Genomic DNA, 17,070 nt, shown 5'->3' with positions numbered 1-17,070 from the left:
TGCCAGCGCACCGGAGGAGAACACATATGTTGGGCATCAAGAAAGCGCGCAAGTTCATCGAGGCCAATCCCGATCACCCCTCGTCGGCCGTCCTATCGGAGTTGGTGGTGGCCCTGGAATCGGAAAGCCCGATGGCCATCACCAATCTCTACAAGCTGGGATACGACGAATTCAAGCTTGCTCTCGAAATCCTCGAGGAATGGCGGCTGGATCGCTACTACACCAGCAAGGTGCGCCTGCTGGACCTGTCTGTGCAACTCTCCCAGATGAAGCGACAGGGCGACGGCTCTGAGGTACAGCCTTCCGCCTGAGTACCTGCTCCGACAGCCTTTGTTTCCAGCCCATCCCTGAGATGGGCTTTGTTTTGTGAACGCCGGTCTCAAGTTCAAGAAGCCGCCCGCCGATATCGAACTTGCTGCACCGCAACACGCAAAGGGCGACAAGCCCTGCATTACCGACTCCGGAGCTTCTCATGCAGTGGATGAATCACATCTCCGTCAAAGCCAAGCTGGGCCTGCTGCTGGTGCTGTTCTCGCTGGGCATCGTGGGGGTCGCCATCACCGGTTGGCTCAGCCTCAACCGTGCCGTGGCCACCAGTCAGGCCCTGGTGGAAACCGAGGTGGGTGCCGTGCGCACCCTGGGAGAAATCCGCTCCGCCGTCGGCAACATGCGCCGCTTCGAGAAGGACCTGTTCCTCAATCTGGCCGACGAGGAAGCCTTGTTGCGGTATGAGAAGTCGTGGAAAGAACAGATCGTCTCGACCAGAAAGAGCATGGCTGACATCAAACCGACGCTGGAGTCCACGGAACAGGAAGCCTTGATGCGCATGGAGACCGGCCTGAGTGGCTATCAGAAAGCCGTCGAAGGCATTGTGGCCGGCATCCAGCGCGGAGAAGTCAACGACCCATGGCGGGCCAACCAACTGATGGAGCCCTCGAAGGCCGACATCCGGGCCGCTGACGGCGCGCTCTCGGACATCGGCAAAAGCGTGGCCGCGCGGGTCGATGCCGCCGTGGACCATCTTGCGGTCCTGCAACGGCAGGCACTTGTGTGGATGGCAACGGTGGCGATCTCCATCCTGGTGCTCTCAGTCGGCATGGGGTACCTGATCGCCATGAGGATCGCGCGCCCGCTCCAGGCCGCTGTGAGCGCGATCGAACGGGTCGCCGCGGGAGACCTCAGTCAACCCGTGCAGCATCCCGGCAAGGACGAGACTACCCGTGTCCTGGCGGGCATTGCCCACATGCAATCGGCTTTGGGTGACATCGTCAGGGACATCCGGCAAGGGGTCGGATCCATTGCCGTGGCCAGCAGCGAAATCGCGGCGGGCAACGCCGACCTGTCACGTCGGACCGAACAGTCCGCTGCCAACCTGGAGGAAACAGCAGCCTCGATGGACGAACTCAACAGCGCGGTTCATCACAGCGCTAAGGCGGCTCAGCAGGCAAGGATACTGGCGGGTTCTGCCAGCACCACGGCCACGCACGGTGGTACCGTGATGCAAGGTGTGGTCAAGACCATGACGGACATCAACCACAGCAGCGCAAAGATCAATGACATCATCGGCGTGATCGATGCCATCGCATTCCAGACCAACATTCTGGCGCTCAACGCGGCCGTCGAGGCAGCCAGGGCCGGGGAGCAAGGCAGAGGCTTCGCGGTGGTGGCCGGCGAAGTCCGCAACCTTGCGCAGCGCAGTGCACAGGCCGCCAAGGAAATCAAGCTGCTGATCGGGGACAGCGTGGAAAAGGTGTCGTCTGGCACCGCGCTGGTCGATGATGCCAGCAAGACCATGACCGACATCGTGGCCGCCGTTCAACGGGTGTCCGCCATGATCGGAGACATCTCGACCGCCACAGACGAACAAAGTCAGGGCATTGGTCAGATCAACACCGCCATCAACCAGCTGGACCAGATGACCCAGCAAAACGCCGCGCTGGTGGAGGAAAGCGCCGCCGCTGCGGAGAGCCTCAAAACGCAGGCCTCCCGTCTGGAGCAGCGCGTGTCGATTTTCAAGCTGGCCAGTGCCTGAACACCCAGACCATCGGTATCAAAGCCACTTCTGCATGAACTGTGCCGTGCCCATGGACGGGTCCAGCTGGTAACCCTCGTAGCCGATGCGCCGGTAGAGTTTCATCGCCGGCGCATTGCCCGACAACACCTCAAGCGTCATCTTCACCGCGCCCCTGGCCCGACCGATGCGCTCCGCTTCAGCCAACATCAATGCGGCAATGCCGCGCCCCCGATGGCTGGCCAAGACCGCCACATCGTGCACATTGATCAGGGGCTTGCACTTGAACGTGGAGAACCCCTCAATGCAATTGACCAGACCCACCGGTGTCTGCCCATCAATTGCCAGGATGCTGAAGGCCTGGGGGCGGGCAGCCAGGGACGCCACCAGATGTTCCTTGGTGTATGTCGACAGCGGCTCCCCACCACCCGCCGGATCGCTGGCGTACGCGTCCAGCAGCATCACAATGGCTGCCGCATCCACAGCGTCGGCGTAGTCGGCCGGTCTGACAAATAGCGCTGAGTCCATCACCCTGCCCTCACCGCATCCGCCAGGCGTTCGGCGCAGGATTGTGCCAGGGCGCCATCGCGCGCCTCGACCATCACCCGGACCAGAGGTTCGGTCCCGCTGGCACGAATCAGGACACGTCCGCTGTCGCCCAACTCGCTCTCGACGGCGACCCGCTCCTGCGCGAGCCGCTGGTTGCCTTGCCAGTCCTGGCCGGGCTGCAAGCGGACATTGATCAAGGTCTGGGGAAACAGCACCACATCGGACAATAGCTGGGCCATGGTCTTGCCGCTGTCCACGCAGGCATTGAGGACCTGCAGCGCCGACACCAGACCGTCTCCGGTGGTGTGCCGGTCGAGCACCAGCAAGTGACCGGAACCTTCGCCACCCAAGGTCCAGCCATGGCGTTCAAGCTCTTCCAGCACGTATCGGTCACCCACCTTCGCACGCACAAAGCGGATGCCTTTGTTCCTGAACGCCACCTCGACCGCCATGTTGGTCATCAGGGTGCCCACCACCCCGGGCACATCCACATCCCGGGCGATGCGATCGGCCGCAATCAGGTACAAGAGTTCATCACCATTGAAGAGACGGCCACTGGCATCGACCATCTGAAGCCGGTCGGCATCGCCATCCAATGCCACACCGTAGTCGGCCCCGTGCTGCCTGACCGCCTCGACCAAAGCCGCCGGATGGGTGGCGCCCACCCCCTGGTTGATGTTCAGTCCGTCAGGCGAACAGCCAATCCGGACCACTTCAGCGCCCAGCTCGTGAAATACATCGGGCGCGATGTGATAGGCCGCTCCGTGCGCGGCATCCACCACGATCTTCAGTCCCTTGAGGGAGAACTGGTGGGGACACGTGCTCTTGCAGAACTCAATGTAACGCCCGGCGGCATCGTCCAGACGCCGCGCCTTGCCCAGAGCGGCAGAGTCGGCCCACACCGGGGCTTCGTCCAGCGCGGCCTCAACGGCCACCTCCCAGTCGTCGGACAGTTTGGTGCCCTGTGCACTGAAAAACTTGATCCCGTTGTCGGCAAAGGGGTTGTGGCTTGCGCTGATCACCACACCCAGACTGGCGCGTTGGGCGCGGGTCAGGTAGGCCACCGCCGGTGTGGGCACCGGCCCCAGCAGCACCACATCGACACCCGCCGAGTTGAACCCCGACTCCAGCGCAGATTCCAACATGTACCCGGAGATGCGCGTGTCCTTGCCTATCAGCACGGTGGGACGGGCTTCATTGCGCTTGAGCACCCGGCCTACCGCATGGGCCAGGCGCAGGACAAAGTCAGGTGTGATCGGCGCCTTGCCGACCGTGCCACGGATGCCATCCGTACCGAAGTATTTGCGAGTCATGAGCATTGCGCGGCTAAAACTTCAATTTTAGGCCGAGGCCGCCGCGGGCGGCAGCCATGAGGCATGCGACGGATACGGACAAAAATAAAACCGCCTTCCCCCAAAGGGAGAAGGCGGTCTCGAATGTGTGGTAGGACGTGAGGGATTCGAACCCACGACCAACGGATTAAAAGTCCGCTGCTCTACCAACTGAGCTAACGTCCCACTCAAGCTATTCAACTGTTTGCTGATCAGCTAAGCCTCAAATTATAGCGTGAAAATTGCCTTTTGAAAAAGTTGCCTTCATTTTTTGGCATCGGCCAGTGCGTTCATCACCCAGGCGGCCGCACACATGCCGAAGGTGGCGGTGACCGCGACAGAGGATCCGTACCCATGGCAGTTGAGGCTGTGGTCCGACGTCTCCGTGCTGCAGGACGCATCGGCTGGCCGAACCGCCTCCTTGCTGAACACACAGCTGACGCCCATCCGGCCCTGCCGGGCGGCACCATGGTGTTTGCGCAACCGATAACGCAGTTGCGCCAGCAGCGGGTCATGGGTCACCTCGGCCAGATCCCCCAGCTCCACCCGATGCGGAAACCGTTTGCCACCGGCGGCGCCCACCGACACGAAGGGAACACGGTGAGACACCGCCCAGTGCGCCATGGCGACCTTGGCACGCACCTGATCACAGGCGTCCACAACCGCTTGGGGAGCGGGCACACCTTCCAGCACCGCAGGCCAGTTCTCGTCGGTCACGAAATCATCCACCACATGAACCTGACAGCCCGGGTTGATCTGCTGAATGCGATCGCGCATGGCCAGCACCTTGGCCATGCCCAAGGTGCCGTCCAATGCATGAATCTGGCGGTTCACATTGGACTCGGCGACGTGATCCATGTCGACCAGGGTCAGCCGCCCCATGCCGCTGCGGGCTAGCGCCTCTGCAGCCCAGGAGCCGACACCACCAATGCCAACCACCACCACGTGCCCATCGAATACTTTCTGGGCTGCCTGCTGACCCAGGAGGCGGCGCAAGCCGCCGAAACGGCGTTCGTGATCCGGCTCGGTCATGGGGGTCAGCAATGGTCCGCCGTGGTGGGACTCACTCACGCTCGAGCAGCCACAGCTGGAACCGGAATCCGCCCAGCGCACCGGCAACGATACCGGCCACGGCGACCACACTGGTCAGTCCCAGGGTCGACAGGCCAGAAAGGCCTTGACCCACCGTGCAACCCATCGCAGTAACCCCGCCCACACCCATGCAGACAGCCCCGACCAGATGGAGCGCGGTGTCCTGCGTCCCGCGAAAACCTTCCCAGCGGAAGCTGCGATCCAGCATCGACTGGATCCAGGCCCCACCGATCACCCCGAACACGGACACCACGCCCAGGGTCAGGACTTTCGAGGCATCGCTGAAGTAGATCAGCCAGTCCAGGGTGTAGGCCATGGGCGCCGTGAAGGTCAGCGCTTCCATGCGGCCGGAGTTGGTCGAAAGGTATACCGCTTCCAGGGTCTCGGGATGCTCTGCCACAAATCCCAGACGACCACTCACCCACCACATGGCGACGATCACCAGGCCGATACCCAATCCCGCCAGCAGGTTGTCAAAGGTCCGGAACTCTGCACTCAGCAAACTCCAGACCAGCAGACCCAACCCAAGCACCAGAGCCATCGCCAGTGACACGATTTGCGGATCAGCGCCCAACAGAGCCGACAGGGCCACCGGAATCGACGATCCACCGGCCATGTCGAATGCGACCTGGTCGACGGTGTTGACGCGTGCGACAGCGACAAACCCGCGCATGGTGGCAAAGGCCGCAAAGCCCATCACAAAAAACACTACCAGCGACTTGAGACTGCCGCCGCCGATGCGCACCAGCGTCTTGCTGCCGCAGCCGGACGCCAGCACCATGCCAAAGCCGAACAAGGCGCCACCAGTCAACGCAGACAACCAGATGATCCGCCCCGAAGCGTAGATGGTCTTGCTGAGATCGATCCAGCCCAGCCAGGCCATGAGGTGAAAGCCCAGCATGGCCACCCCCACCGCCATGCCCCACATGCGCATGCGGACCCATGAGCCCATGTTGACGATGTCGCTGATCGCCCCCATGGTGCAGAAATGGGTGCGTTGGGCGATGAATCCGAAGGCCAGAGACACCGCGAAGGCAGCCCAAAGCACCGTGGACTGCAAGGAATTGAGTTCGGCGATTTCCATGGGCCGCCATTGTAGGAGCAGCGGGATCGTCCTGCCGGACGCCCCGCCAGCGTCCCTGGCACCCGGTCAGCGCAAACGGGCGAGACGGTCGCGCGCGACGGCTGCAGCCTCCGTTTTCGGATGGGCCTTCACCAGATCTTCCAGCGTGCGCCGCGCAGACTTGATGTCCTTGAGTTCAATCTGGCTGTTGGCCACCGCCAGCATGGCCTCAGGCGTACGCGGATGGGTGGGATACCCGTTGACCAGCCTGCGGTGGCTGCCAATGGCGTCCCGGTACTTGCCATTGGCGTATTGCGCATTGCCCAACCAGTAGAGCACCGAGGGGGAAAAACCGCTGTCGGGATACTTCCGAAGGAAGCCTTCGAACGCGGCCTCTGCCCTCGGGAAATCGGAGGCCCTCAGCGCTTCGAGTGCGACCTCATACTCGCGCTTTTCGGCCGGCAGCGCCTGGAACTCGCGCCCGTCCAGAGAAACGGTGGCGGGCTCCATCTCCCGAAGCCGCTGCTCCATGCCCTGCTGCGCGTCCTTTTGCATGCGTTGAAGGTCCGCCACCTGCCGGGCGAGCTGTTCGTTCTGGCCACGGACCTGGGCGATTTCGCTGCGCAGCTGTTCGATCAGGTTGGACAGCTCCAGCAGGCTGCGGCGGCTCGTGGACTCGTTCTGCTTGAGTTCATTGATCGTCGCCTGCGCAGCATCCAGCCTCTGCCGGACATCGATCACCGCTTTGCGGGCTTCGTCATCGCTGAACAGCGCATGCGCCTGCATGGGCCACGACAGCGCAGCACAAGTGGCAATGCACGCAAGTGCTGCCCGGGATGGCATGAGCCTCAGTGCTGTCATCGGCATCAACGGTAGACCAGTTCGACGCGACGGTTGCGGGCGTAAGAAGACTCATCGAAACCGACCGCTGCGGGCTTCTCTTCGCCAAAACTCACAGGCTCCATCTGGCTGTCAGGAATGCCCATCAACGAGAGCGCGCGACGAACCGCTTCCGCCCGCTTCTGGCCCAGGGCCAGGTTGTATTCACGACCGCCGCGCTCGTCGGTATGCCCCTCAAGGTTGACCTTGCGATTGGGGTTGGCTTTCATGTAGCGAGCATTGGCTTCCAGCACGGCGGTGGAATCGGCACGCACCTCGAAGCTGTCGAAATCAAAGTACACCAGACGCTCCAGGCCAGCAGGCTGGGGCGTGTCGATGCCGGGCACATTGACGCCTTGAAGGCTGCCCTGATCCATTCCCGTCTGGCCTTGCTGGCCAGTCGCGGCCGCCGCATTGCGGTCTTCCACAGGTGCCTCGTCGAGCTTGACACTGGAGCCGCAGGCGGCAAGCGACATCACCAGCGCAACGGATGCAAACCGGATGGCCCAGGTGCGGGCCGGATGGGTGGTGGAGGTGGCGTGACGATGGATCATGGTCTTGAACGATGGAGGAAAAGCGGTTGACAGAAACGAAACAGGTGACTCAACGAGCGGCAAAAGGACCCCAGTCGGGCTCACGGATCTCACCCTGCACACTGGCCAGGCGGGTCTTGACGCGCCCGTCCACGGTCGACGTCATCAGGGCCTCCTGGCCGCGGTCACGGGTGGCATAGATGATCAGACGGCTGTTGGGTGCGAAGCTGGGACTTTCGTCGGCGCTGGTATCGGTCAGCGCGGTGACGTTGCCCGAAGCCAGGTCCATCACATGCAGACGGAAAGCACCGCCGACCCGCGAGATGTAGGCCAGCCACTTGCCGTCCGGGCTGGGCGATGGGGAAATATTGTAATTGCCGTTGAAGGTGACGCGCTGTGCACCGCCCCCCTGTGCATCCATGCGATAGATCTGGGGTGACCCGCCTCGATCACTGACGAAATAGATGCTTCGCCCATCGCCGCTGAACGCCGGCTCCGTATCGATGCTGCCGGATTGGGTCAGGCGCCGCGGCTGTCCGCCATCCATGGACAGGGCATACAGCTGGGCATTGCCGGAGATCGACAGGGCCGCCACCAGTTGCCGTCCGTCAGACGACCACGCGGGCGCGCTGTTCGAACCGCGGAAGTTGGCCAGCAGGCGCCGGCGGGCCGCATAGATGTCGTGTGTGTAGATGACCGGCTTGCGCGATTCGAACGACACATAGCTCAGATCGTTGCCGCTGGGCGACCACGCCGGGGAGATCAGCGGCTGGTTGCTGCGAAATACTTCCTGGGCGCCTTCGCCGTCGGCGTCGGCCACCAGCAGCCGGTGCGTGTTGCCCTGCTTGGAGACGTAGGCAATGCGCGTGGAGAAGACACCTTTTTCACCGGTGAGCTTCTCGTACATGTAGTCGGCGATCTTGTGCGCCGCCTGCCTGAGGTCCCTGGTCGTGACCGGGTAACTCATGGCGCCAAGGTCCTGCCCGCGCACGGCGTCCCAAAGACGGAAGCGAACGTCGAAGCGACCATCGGCCAGACGTGACACGCTGCCGGTGAGCAGGGAATCGGTCCCCTTGGAACGCCATGGCGCGAGATCAGGGCGGGCCGTTTCATCCAGGCGGGCGGCCAGGGGTTCGACAAAGCGGAACTGGCCCGTGCGCTCCAGGTCTGCGCGGACGATGGCCGCCATGTCCTGCGAAACGATGCCGTTGTCCCGGAACGGGGCGATCGAGAATGGGACCTGGGTCACCCCTGCCCCGGACACCTCGACCCGGAACTGAGCCAGCGCCGGGGAGACCGGGAGAGCGGCCAGTGAGGCCGTGGCGGCCATTGCGCCGAGCCAGCCTCGGCGCGAGGAAAGATGTGCGGACAGGATTTGGTCGTGCATGTGAGGGAGGATGGGTTTCGGACTTGGTGGACGAGGTCCGCCAGAAGTTCCGATCAATGCATCACATTGGATAATAACGGAAGCAGGTTGCGCGTCCGTCACAAGATGTGCAGCTATCGGGGCCACCACAGGTCCAACCTGCCTCTGACCCCTCATGCCCGACGACCACGCTCCCCAAGTCACGATTCTTCAGCGCCTGCGCCGCTTCTGGCCCTACTTTCGTCAGGCACGGACAGGCATCGTCCTGGCCATTGCGGGCACCCTCGTGGGTGCGCTGAGCGAGCCCATGATCCCCGCCCTGCTCAAGTCTTTGCTGGATCGCGGTTTCACCGAGGGACAGATTCCCTTGTGGATGGTGCCCGCCGCACTCATGGGCCTTTTCGGCATCCGCGGCCTTGCGGGATTTGTGGCCCAGTACTCCCTCTCGTACACCGCCAGCATGGGCCTGCTGAACCTTCGGCGCGCCATGTTCGAGCGGCTGTCGAGTTCCGACCTCACGCTGTTCAGCCGCCAGAGCGCCAGCAAACTGTCCAACACGCTGGTGTACGAAGTCCAGACGGGGTCGACGACGCTGGTCAATGCCATGCTGACGCTGGCCAAGGACAGCCTGACCCTGGTGGCGTTAATGGGCTACCTGATGTACCTGAACTGGCGGCTGACACTGATTGTGCTGTTGCTGTTTCCCGGCCTCGTGCTGATCATGCGGGTCCTGTCACGTCGGCTGTACAAGCTGACACGGTCGAGCCAGCAGGCCACCGACGAGCTGGCCTACGTGGTGGAAGAGAACGCGCTGGCCCACCGGATGATCCGGCTGCATGGCGCGCAGGCACAGCAGGCCAGGCGGTTCGAGAAGCTGAGCGTGGCTTTGCGCAGGCTGGCCCTCAAGTCGACGATCGCGCAGGCCGCCATGACGCCGCTGACCCAGATGCTGGCGGCGGCTGCCTTGTCGGCGGTGATTGCGATCGCGCTGTGGCAAAGCTCCACCAGCGGTGTCACGGTGGGCAACTTCGTGGCCTTCGTGACCGCCATGCTCATGCTGATTGCGCCGGTGCGTCACCTGGCCGAGATTGCCGGCCCGATCACCCGCGGTCTGGCGGCACTGGAACGTGGCCTGGAGCTTATCGAGGAGTCTTCCGAGCAGACCAGCGGCACCCATGCGGTCGACCGCGCACAGGGGGATCTGCTCATCGAGAACCTCTGGCTGCGATACCCGTCGCGTGAAAGCGATCTGGAGCCTCGACCCGCCCTGCGCGGTGTGACACTGCAGGTTCACCAAGGTGAGGTGCTCGCGCTCGTCGGGCCATCGGGATCGGGAAAGACCACCTTGGTCAACCTGCTGCCTCGATTCCTGGAACCCACCGAAGGAAGAATCCTGCTCGATGGCGTGCCGCTGCCCGACTGGCAGTTGGGATCGCTGCGTCGTCAGTTCGCCATGGTGAGTCAAGATGTCGTGATGCTCAACGATTCGCTGGCGGCCAACGTGGCGCTGGGTGCGAACGACGAAGTCATCGATGAGGCCCGTGTGCTGGCGGCCCTGCGTTCGGCCAATCTCGGCGATCTGGTGGAGCGCCTTCCCCAAGGCATTCACACGGGCGTCGGCCACAATGCGACCGAGCTTTCCGGCGGTCAGCGCCAGCGACTGGCCATTGCCCGCGCCATCTACAAGGACGCACCCATTCTCATCCTGGATGAAGCGACATCGGCCCTGGACAACGAATCAGAGCGACTGGTTCAGGATGCGCTGGCCCGTCTGATGGCCGGACGGACCACCTTGGTCATCGCCCACCGCCTGTCCACCATCGAGCACGCGGATCGGGTCGTGGTGCTGGCCGATGGCCAGGTGGCCGAACAAGGCACCCACGCCCAGCTGCTGCAGCAAGGTGGCATCTATGCCCGGTTGCACGCGCAGGGGTTTCGCAGCGAGGATCCGGCCGAAGAGCGCTGAGGAAGTGCTCAGAGCAGGACGATGTCGTACTGCTCCTGGGTCATGGATGACTCGGTTTGCAGTGAGATCGGCTTGCCGATGAAGTCGGACAGGCCGGCCAGATGCTGGCTTTCTTCGTCCAGGAACAGTTCGACCACCCGGGCCGAGGCAATCACACGGAATTCGCGCGGATTGAAGGCCCGGGCCTCGCGCAGGATCTCGCGCAGAATGTCATAGCAGACGCTGCGCGCAGTCTTGACCAGGCCCTTGCCACTGCAGCTGCCACAGGGCTCGCTGAGCATCTGGGCCAGCGACTCGCGGGTGCGCTTGCGGGTCATCTCCACCAGGCCCAACTGAGAGAAGGTACCCGTCATGGTCTTGACGCGATCACGGGCGAGCTGCTTGCGGAACTCGCTCAGCACGGCTTCCCGGTGGTCATCCCGGACCATGTCGATGAAATCGACAATGACGATCCCGCCCAGGTTGCGCAGGCGCAACTGCCGCGCGATGGCCTGGGCGGCCTCCAGGTTCGTGCGAAACACCGTGTCATCGAAGTTGCGGGCACCCACAAATCCGCCGGTGTTGACGTCCACGGTGGTCAAGGCCTCGGTCTGGTCGATCACCAGATAGCCACCCGACTTCAGGTCCACCCGCCGCCCCAGCGCACGGGCAATTTCCTCGTCGATGTTGAACAGGTCGAAGATGGGGCGCTCACCGCTGTAGTGCTGCAGCTTGGGCAGGGTATCGGGCATGAACTCGGACGCGAACTGCTGCAGGATACCGAACTGCTCGCGGGAGTCGATCCGGATCGACTGGGTCTGGCTGCCGGCCAGGTCGCGCAGCACGCGCTGCATGAGGTTGAGATCCTCGTGCAGCAGCGAGGGCGGAGGCAGGCGGCTGGCCGCCTCGCGAATGCGCTGCCAAGTCTTGCGCAAATAGGCGATGTCTTCCCTGAGTTCATCGTCGCTGGCGTCCTCCGCGTTGGTTCGGAGGATGAAGCCCCCTGCGGCGCTGCCGTCGGGGGGCGCGGTCAGTGCGCCCAGCCGCTGACGCAAGGCTTCCCGTTGGGCAGTCGGTATCTTCTGACTGACACCAATGTGGTTGTCCTGAGGCAGAAAAACCAGCAGGCGCCCGGCGATGCTGATCTGGGCGGTCAGTCGGGCACCCTTGGTACCGATCGGATCCTTGAGCACCTGCACCATCAGCGCCTGCCCTTCGAAGATCTGCCGCTCAATCGGCTGCACCGGGTCAGGGGTAAGCACCTTGGCACCCGCTCCGGCATCACCGTTCTGGCTTTTGTCCTTGGGCGCAGCGTGCTTGGCCGCGATGTTGGGCATCAGGTCGGCCACGTGCAGAAAGGCCGCCCGGTCCAGTCCGATGTCGATAAAGGCGGACTGCATGCCCGGCAGCACCCTGGAGACCTTGCCCAGATAGATGTTGCCCACCAGACCTCGCTCCAGGGTGCGTTCGATGTGCACCTCCTGGACGGCGCCCTGTTCCACCACGGCCACGCGGGTTTCCTGGGGCGCCCAGTTGATCAAGATGTCCTGGCTCATGTCGGTCTTTTCCAATCTGGCGGTCGTGGTGTCATCCGGTCCGGACGTGGGCGGCCCGGAGCAGGCCTGCGGTCTCGAAGGCAGGGAGTCCCATGATCCCCGAATAACTGCCGCTGATGTGCGAGATCCACGCCGCCGCCCTGCCCTGGATGGCATAGGAACCGGCCTTGCCCATCGGTTCACCCGTGGCCACGTAGCGGCAGATGTCGCCGGGAGACATGTCGGAGAACGTCACCCACGACACAGACAGCGCATCCAGGGTTCGGTCCGTCCTGACACCGGGCACCCCCAGCGCCACCGCGGTCAGCACCCGGTGACGCCGCCCCGACAATGCCGCGAGCGTCCGCATGGCGTCGGCTTCGTCGGCGGGTTTTCCCAGAATACGGCGGCCCAGGGCCACGGTGGTATCGGCGCAGAGCACGGGTGCCAGGGGAAGGCGCCTGCGGCGCAGACGTTCCAGCGATGCCTTGAGCTTGAGCTGCGTGACCCGGCGCACATAGGCCGCCGGCGCCTCGCCCGGCAACACCACCTCCAGTGACTCCGCATCCTCCTCGTCATCGGGCAGCAGGAGCTCGCAGCGCACCCCCCATTGCTCCAGCAGTTGAAGCCGGCGGGGACTTTGTGAGGCCAGGTAGATGTGTTCGTGCATATCGTGCAGCCGGTCAGCGCGTCATTCCCTGTGATACGGGTGATTGGCATTGATCGACCAGGCCCGGTAGAGCTGCTCGATCAGCAGAACGCGCACCATCGCGTGAGGCAAGGTCAGATCCGACAGACGAATGCGCTGATGCGCCGCCGCCCGGAAGGCTGGCTCCAGCCCATCCGGCCCGCCGATGACCAGGGCGACATCGTCCCCGCCTTGTTGCCACTGCAGCAACTGCTGCGCCAGGGCCTTGGTGGTGAGGTTGCTGCCCCGCTCGTCCAACACCACGATGCGGCAGCCTTTGGGCAATGCGGCCTGGATGCGCTCCCGCTCAGCCGCCATGACCGTCTCGACGGTCTTGGATCCGCGGGGTTCTGTCTTGACCGCCTTCAGCTCTACCCTGAGTTCGGGCGGAAACCGTTTGGCGTAGTCGTCGTAGGCGGTCTGAGCCCAGTCGGGCACCCGTTGCCCGACCGCCACGATGACCAGCTTCATGCCTTCTTCTTGGGTGCGGCTTTTCTGGCGGGCGACTTCACCGCAGGTTTCGCCGAGGCAGCCTTGACCGGGGACTTCCTGGCCGCCGGCTTCGGCGCATTGACCACCACCTTGGGCAGGCTGGTCTTGGTTTTGGCGGTCGCGCCGGTGGCTTTCGTGCGTGCCGGTGTCGCCGCTGACTTGACCGCGGTCTTGGACGCCACGGAGCTCTTCGAAGGGGCCGCCTTTTTGCGGGTTGGAGTCACATCAGTTGCAGCGGCTTTGGCTGCCGTCTTGCGCACCACCTTTTTCGCCGGCACAGCAGGCGCCTCGGACTTGGCCTTGGCCGCTGTCTTGCGGGCCGGCTTGGTCTGGCTGGCCTGACGGGCCTCTGCAGCTTTCTCCGCCCCGGTCTTCAGACGCACGGGCTTGGTGCCCCAGATCTCTTCCAGGCGGTAGTACTGACGGATCACCGGCTGCATGATGTGGGCAACAGCCTGACCGCAGTCCACGATGATCCACTCCCCATTGTCCTCGCCCTCGACGCGTGGCTTGTCGAAGCCGGCCTCGCGCACCGCGTCACGGACGCTGGAGGCCAGCGCCTTGGTCTGCCGGTTGGAGGTGCCGCTGGCGATGATCACCCGCTCGAAGAGGGGCGAAAGGTCTGCAGTGTTGAACACCACAATATCCTGACCCTTGACGTCCTCCAGCCCCTCGACGATGGCCCGTTGGAGTTTCTGGATGTCTTTTTTGGCGGCGGTTTCGCTGGTCATGAATGGGTCTGGTAAAGGTGTTGTTGTGAAATATAGCTTGCGACCGGCTGTGACACCAGCGGTATCTCTTCGGAGATCGTTGAAGAACCCTCGCGGGACAGGCGACGCCGCAGGGCCGTCGCGCTGACGTTGATCAGGGGCATCTGCAGCCGTACATGGGGCAGATCCGCCTCTCGCAGATCCGTCGGCGGGTGCGAGGCATCGATGGCGTCATCGCCGATGCGTCCGGCCCGTTCGGCCACCGCCAGCGTGACGAGCGACAGCAGTTCCTGCCAGCGGTGCCAGGTGCGAAACAGCTGCAACTGATCGGCCCCAATGACCAGAAAGACTTGGGCGCCCGGGTATTGCGCCAGCACCTCCTGGACGGTGTCAATGGTATAGGTCGGCCCGACCCGGTGCATCTCCCGGTCGTCCACCTGCACCCGTGCCAGATCGTCGAACGCCAGGTGGCACATGGCCAGCCGATGCCGGGCGTCGGTCAACGACCGGGATTTGTGCCAGGCCTGACCGGTCGGCAGGATCAGCAACCGGTCCAGCGACAACTGGTCGAGGGCCGCCTCGGCCAGCGCCCGATGCGCCCGGTGCGGAGGATCGAAGGCGCCACCGTAGAGTCCGATGCGCAGGGACGCATCGCTCACACCCACTCCCGACGGACCAGGAAATGCCGGTAGAGCCTGTCCTCCGGCGTGCCCTTCTTGGTCTGCCGGTTGTAAGCCCAACTGACCAGGGGCGGCATGGACAGCAGGATGGATTCGGATCGGCCGCCGGATTGCAGCCCGAAATGGGTGCCCCGGTCCCAGACCAGGTTGAACTCGACATAACGTCCGCGGCGGTACAGCTGGAAGCTGCGCTCACGCTCGCCATAGGGGGTGTTCTTGCGGCGGTCGACGATGGGCAGGTAGGCGTCCAGAAAGGCATCCCCCACCGAGGCCATCATGGCAAAGCTGCCGTCGAAACCCAGCTCGGAGAAGTCGTCAAAGAAAACTCCACCGATGCCCCTCTGCTCGTCGCGGTGCTTCAGGTAGAAGTACTCGTCGCACCACTTCTTGAACCGCGGGTACTTGTCGACGCCGAATGGGTCCAGCGCGCCCTTGCAGGTGGTGTGGAAATGCGCGCAGTCCTCGTCGAACCCGTAGTACGGGGTCAGGTCCATGCCGCCGCCAAACCAGCACACCGTCTCTCCGCCGGCCGGGGTGGCGGCGATCATGCGCACATTCATGTGCACGGTGGGCACGTAGGGGTTGCGCGGGTGGAACACCAGCGAAACGCCCATGGCTTCGAACGGTGCGCCCGAGAGCTCAGGGCGATGCTGCGTGGCCGACGGCGGAAGACTGGGACCACTCACATGGGAAAAGCCGCAGCCTGCGCGCTCGAACACCTGCCCGTCCTCCAGGATCTGGGTGATGCCCTGCCCCTGCAGGCGTTCGCCCGCAGGCTTCTTCCAGCGGTCCACGACGAAACGGCCGCCATCGACCATGGCCACCGTCGAGGTGATGCGATCCTGCAGGTCGGTCAGGTAGTCACGGACGCTTTGGGTCTGGGAATTCATGGATGTTTTTTCCGTCAGGCACACTCACACGGCGCGGAACCCGATGTCCTTGCGGTACTGCATGCCATCGAACCGGATGCTCTCGGCCAGTGTGTACGCCCGCTGCTGGGCCTGCCGCACATCGGGGCCCAGCGCCGTGACACACAGGACGCGACCGCCCGAGGTGACGACCGCACCGCCACGCTCGGCCGTACCAGCGTGGAAGACCATGCCGTCATCCGCATCAGCCGGCAACCCGGTGATGGCGTCGCCTTTTCGGGGGTCCAGCGGATAGCCGGCCGCAGCCAGCACCACGCCGAGGGCCACACGGGGGTCCCAATCCAGCGACACACGGTCAAGTTCCTGGCGCGTGGCCGCCAGCAACACCTGCGCCAGATCACTTTGCAGTCGCATCATGATCGGCTGCGTCTCGGGATCGCCCATGCGGCAGTTGAACTCCAGCGTCTTGACGCGTCCGTCCGGCGTGATCATGAGGCCCGCATACAGGAAGCCGGTGTACGGGACCCCATCGGCGGCCATGCCGCGCAGCGTCGGCAGAATCACCTCCTCCATCGCGCGCTGATGAACCGCGGGCGTCACCACCGGCGCGGGGGAATAGGCCCCCATGCCACCCGTGTTCGGCCCCTGATCGGCATCCAGCAGGCGCTTGTGGTCCTGGCTGGTGGCCAGTGCCAGCGCGTGCTCGCCGTCACACAGAACAATGAAGCTGGCCTCCTCGCCTTCGAGGAACTCTTCGATGACCACACGGGCTCCGCCCTCGTTGTGGGCCACCCCGAGCTTGTTGTCCAGCAGCATGAAGTCGATGGCCTCGTGTGCCTCGGCCGCGGTCATCGCCACCACCACACCCTTGCCTGCGGCCAACCCGTCGGCCTTGACCACAATGGGGGCACCCTTGGCGTCCACATAGGCGTGAGCCTGCGCCGGATCGGTGAAGGTCTGGTACTCAGCGGTGGGAATGCCATGACGCTGCATGAATGCCTTGGAAAAGGCCTTGGAGCTTTCCAGCTGCGCGGCCCTCTGGGTCGGGCCGAAGATGGCCAGGCCGTGGGCCCGGAATTCATCGACCACACCCGCTGCCAGCGGCGCCTCGGGCCCGACCACCGTCAGCCCGATGCCATTGGCCTGCACCCATTCGCGCAGCGCCACCTTGTCGGTCAGGGGAACGTTGGTCAAGGCCGGGTCACGGGCCGTTCCGGCGTTGCCGGGTGCGACGAAGACCTGCGTCACGCTGGGCGAGCGCTTGAGCTTCCAGGCCAGGGCATGTTCGCGGCCACCACCGCCGATCACCAGTACTTTCATGATGATC

The 17,070-nt window shown here is 63.9% G+C and carries 17 protein-coding genes and 1 tRNA gene; 3 read left to right on the top strand and 15 right to left on the bottom strand.

Annotated elements, in window-relative coordinates; translation table 11 throughout:
- Window positions 1-26: 26 nt before the first annotated feature.
- Both ACFQNJ_RS14575 and ACFQNJ_RS14570 read left to right on the top strand, forming a co-directional pair.
- Window positions 27-311 (top strand): hypothetical protein, encoded by a 285-nt coding sequence (locus tag ACFQNJ_RS14575; protein ID WP_374639836.1) that lies wholly within the window; start codon window positions 27-29, stop codon window positions 309-311.
- Between the two features lie 161 nt (window positions 312-472).
- Window positions 473-2,032: a methyl-accepting chemotaxis protein gene (locus tag ACFQNJ_RS14570; RefSeq protein ID WP_382258879.1), complete on the top strand. Its 1,560-nt coding sequence runs from the start codon at window positions 473-475 to the stop codon at window positions 2,030-2,032.
- An 18-nt stretch (window positions 2,033-2,050) separates the two neighbouring features.
- On the opposite strand, the gene ACFQNJ_RS14565 is transcribed toward ACFQNJ_RS14570, so the two are convergent.
- From ACFQNJ_RS14565 to tolB, 8 genes are all read right to left on the bottom strand, one after another.
- Window positions 2,051-2,539 (bottom strand): GNAT family N-acetyltransferase, encoded by a 489-nt coding sequence (locus ACFQNJ_RS14565; RefSeq protein ID WP_382258876.1) that lies wholly within the window; start codon window positions 2,537-2,539, stop codon window positions 2,051-2,053.
- Window positions 2,539-3,873, bottom strand: coding sequence for a phosphoglucosamine mutase (glmM, locus tag ACFQNJ_RS14560; RefSeq protein ID WP_382258873.1), 1,335 nt, complete (start codon window positions 3,871-3,873; stop codon window positions 2,539-2,541). Before glmM ends, ACFQNJ_RS14565 begins: the two co-directional genes overlap by 1 nt.
- A 128-nt stretch (window positions 3,874-4,001) precedes the next feature.
- Window positions 4,002-4,077: transfer RNA gene (locus ACFQNJ_RS14555), tRNA-Lys, on the bottom strand.
- 78 nt (window positions 4,078-4,155) lie between these two features.
- Window positions 4,156-4,923 carry a tRNA threonylcarbamoyladenosine dehydratase gene (locus tag ACFQNJ_RS14550; RefSeq protein ID WP_382258870.1) on the bottom strand — a complete coding sequence of 256 codons (768 nt, stop codon included), beginning with the start codon at window positions 4,921-4,923 and terminating at the stop codon, window positions 4,156-4,158.
- 31 nt (window positions 4,924-4,954) lie between these two features.
- Complete coding sequence (locus ACFQNJ_RS14545; protein ID WP_382258867.1) at window positions 4,955-6,067, bottom strand: YeeE/YedE family protein; 1,113 nt, start codon at window positions 6,065-6,067, stop codon at window positions 4,955-4,957.
- Between the two features lie 66 nt (window positions 6,068-6,133).
- Window positions 6,134-6,889 carry a tol-pal system protein YbgF gene (gene ybgF / locus ACFQNJ_RS14540; protein WP_374639842.1) on the bottom strand — a complete coding sequence of 252 codons (756 nt, stop codon included), beginning with the start codon at window positions 6,887-6,889 and terminating at the stop codon, window positions 6,134-6,136.
- A 23-nt stretch (window positions 6,890-6,912) separates the two neighbouring features.
- Complete coding sequence (gene pal, locus ACFQNJ_RS14535; RefSeq protein WP_374639893.1) at window positions 6,913-7,401, bottom strand: peptidoglycan-associated lipoprotein Pal; 489 nt, start codon at window positions 7,399-7,401, stop codon at window positions 6,913-6,915.
- Window positions 7,402-7,528: 127 nt separating this feature from the next.
- Complete coding sequence (gene tolB / locus ACFQNJ_RS14530) at window positions 7,529-8,788, bottom strand: Tol-Pal system beta propeller repeat protein TolB (RefSeq protein WP_374639894.1); 1,260 nt, start codon at window positions 8,786-8,788, stop codon at window positions 7,529-7,531.
- Between the two features lie 211 nt (window positions 8,789-8,999).
- Here tolB and msbA point away from each other — a divergent pair, with 211 nt between their 5' ends.
- Window positions 9,000-10,790, top strand: coding sequence for a lipid A export permease/ATP-binding protein MsbA (gene msbA / locus ACFQNJ_RS14525; RefSeq protein WP_374639843.1), 1,791 nt, complete (start codon window positions 9,000-9,002; stop codon window positions 10,788-10,790).
- Between the two features lie 8 nt (window positions 10,791-10,798).
- On the opposite strand, the gene rng is transcribed toward msbA, so the two are convergent.
- Genes rng through purD form a run of 7 tightly spaced genes read right to left on the bottom strand, consistent with a single transcriptional unit; the run spans window position 10,799 to window position 17,063 of the window.
- Window positions 10,799-12,325 (bottom strand): ribonuclease G, encoded by a 1,527-nt coding sequence (rng, locus tag ACFQNJ_RS14520; protein WP_382258863.1) that lies wholly within the window; start codon window positions 12,323-12,325, stop codon window positions 10,799-10,801.
- Between the two features lie 31 nt (window positions 12,326-12,356).
- Complete coding sequence (locus ACFQNJ_RS14515) at window positions 12,357-12,974, bottom strand: Maf family protein (protein ID WP_382258860.1); 618 nt, start codon at window positions 12,972-12,974, stop codon at window positions 12,357-12,359.
- Between the two features lie 21 nt (window positions 12,975-12,995).
- Window positions 12,996-13,463, bottom strand: coding sequence for a 23S rRNA (pseudouridine(1915)-N(3))-methyltransferase RlmH (gene rlmH, locus ACFQNJ_RS14510; RefSeq protein ID WP_374639846.1), 468 nt, complete (start codon window positions 13,461-13,463; stop codon window positions 12,996-12,998).
- Complete coding sequence (rsfS, locus tag ACFQNJ_RS14505) at window positions 13,460-14,215, bottom strand: ribosome silencing factor (RefSeq protein WP_382258856.1); 756 nt, start codon at window positions 14,213-14,215, stop codon at window positions 13,460-13,462. The genes rlmH and rsfS overlap by 4 nt, the downstream gene beginning before the upstream one ends.
- Entirely contained in the window at window positions 14,212-14,853 is a 642-nt protein-coding gene (gene nadD, locus ACFQNJ_RS14500; RefSeq protein WP_382258853.1) for a nicotinate (nicotinamide) nucleotide adenylyltransferase, read from the bottom strand. Before nadD ends, rsfS begins: the two co-directional genes overlap by 4 nt.
- Window positions 14,850-15,764 carry an oxygen-dependent coproporphyrinogen oxidase gene (gene hemF, locus ACFQNJ_RS14495; protein WP_382258850.1) on the bottom strand — a complete coding sequence of 305 codons (915 nt, stop codon included), beginning with the start codon at window positions 15,762-15,764 and terminating at the stop codon, window positions 14,850-14,852. Before hemF ends, nadD begins: the two co-directional genes overlap by 4 nt.
- A 24-nt stretch (window positions 15,765-15,788) precedes the next feature.
- Window positions 15,789-17,063 (bottom strand): phosphoribosylamine--glycine ligase, encoded by a 1,275-nt coding sequence (purD, locus tag ACFQNJ_RS14490; RefSeq protein ID WP_382258847.1) that lies wholly within the window; start codon window positions 17,061-17,063, stop codon window positions 15,789-15,791.
- Between the last annotated feature and the right edge of the window lie 7 nt (window positions 17,064-17,070).

Source organism: Hydrogenophaga bisanensis, from assembly GCF_042665135.1.
GTDB lineage: Bacteria > Pseudomonadota > Gammaproteobacteria > Burkholderiales > Burkholderiaceae_C > Hydrogenophaga > Hydrogenophaga bisanensis.
This window is presented reverse-complemented; position numbering and strand designations above follow the sequence as displayed.

What these genes read in the sequence shown, in the direction of transcription:
- hemF (WP_382258850.1), bottom strand. Translation starts at nt 15,764, where the DNA reads ATGAATTCCCAGACCCAAAGCGTCCGTGACTACCTGACCGACCTGCAG.
- pal (WP_374639893.1), bottom strand. Translation starts at nt 7,401, where the DNA reads ATGTCGCTTGCCGCCTGCGGCTCCAGTGTCAAGCTCGACGAGGCACCT.
- ACFQNJ_RS14515 (WP_382258860.1), bottom strand. Translation starts at nt 12,974, where the DNA reads ATGCACGAACACATCTACCTGGCCTCACAAAGTCCCCGCCGGCTTCAA.
- tolB (WP_374639894.1), bottom strand. Translation starts at nt 8,788, where the DNA reads ATGGCCGCCACGGCCTCACTGGCCGCTCTCCCGGTCTCCCCGGCGCTG.
- rlmH (WP_374639846.1), bottom strand. Translation starts at nt 13,463, where the DNA reads ATGAAGCTGGTCATCGTGGCGGTCGGGCAACGGGTGCCCGACTGGGCT.
- ACFQNJ_RS14565 (WP_382258876.1), bottom strand. Translation starts at nt 2,539, where the DNA reads ATGGACTCAGCGCTATTTGTCAGACCGGCCGACTACGCCGACGCTGTG.
- ACFQNJ_RS14570 (WP_382258879.1), top strand. Translation starts at nt 473, where the DNA reads ATGCAGTGGATGAATCACATCTCCGTCAAAGCCAAGCTGGGCCTGCTG.
- rsfS (WP_382258856.1), bottom strand. Translation starts at nt 14,215, where the DNA reads ATGACCAGCGAAACCGCCGCCAAAAAAGACATCCAGAAACTCCAACGG.
- ACFQNJ_RS14550 (WP_382258870.1), bottom strand. Translation starts at nt 4,923, where the DNA reads ATGACCGAGCCGGATCACGAACGCCGTTTCGGCGGCTTGCGCCGCCTC.
- ybgF (WP_374639842.1), bottom strand. Translation starts at nt 6,889, where the DNA reads ATGCCATCCCGGGCAGCACTTGCGTGCATTGCCACTTGTGCTGCGCTG.
- ACFQNJ_RS14545 (WP_382258867.1), bottom strand. Translation starts at nt 6,067, where the DNA reads ATGGAAATCGCCGAACTCAATTCCTTGCAGTCCACGGTGCTTTGGGCT.
- purD (WP_382258847.1), bottom strand. Translation starts at nt 17,063, where the DNA reads ATGAAAGTACTGGTGATCGGCGGTGGTGGCCGCGAACATGCCCTGGCC.
- rng (WP_382258863.1), bottom strand. Translation starts at nt 12,325, where the DNA reads ATGAGCCAGGACATCTTGATCAACTGGGCGCCCCAGGAAACCCGCGTG.
- msbA (WP_374639843.1), top strand. Translation starts at nt 9,000, where the DNA reads ATGCCCGACGACCACGCTCCCCAAGTCACGATTCTTCAGCGCCTGCGC.
- glmM (WP_382258873.1), bottom strand. Translation starts at nt 3,873, where the DNA reads ATGACTCGCAAATACTTCGGTACGGATGGCATCCGTGGCACGGTCGGC.
- ACFQNJ_RS14575 (WP_374639836.1), top strand. Translation starts at nt 27, where the DNA reads ATGTTGGGCATCAAGAAAGCGCGCAAGTTCATCGAGGCCAATCCCGAT.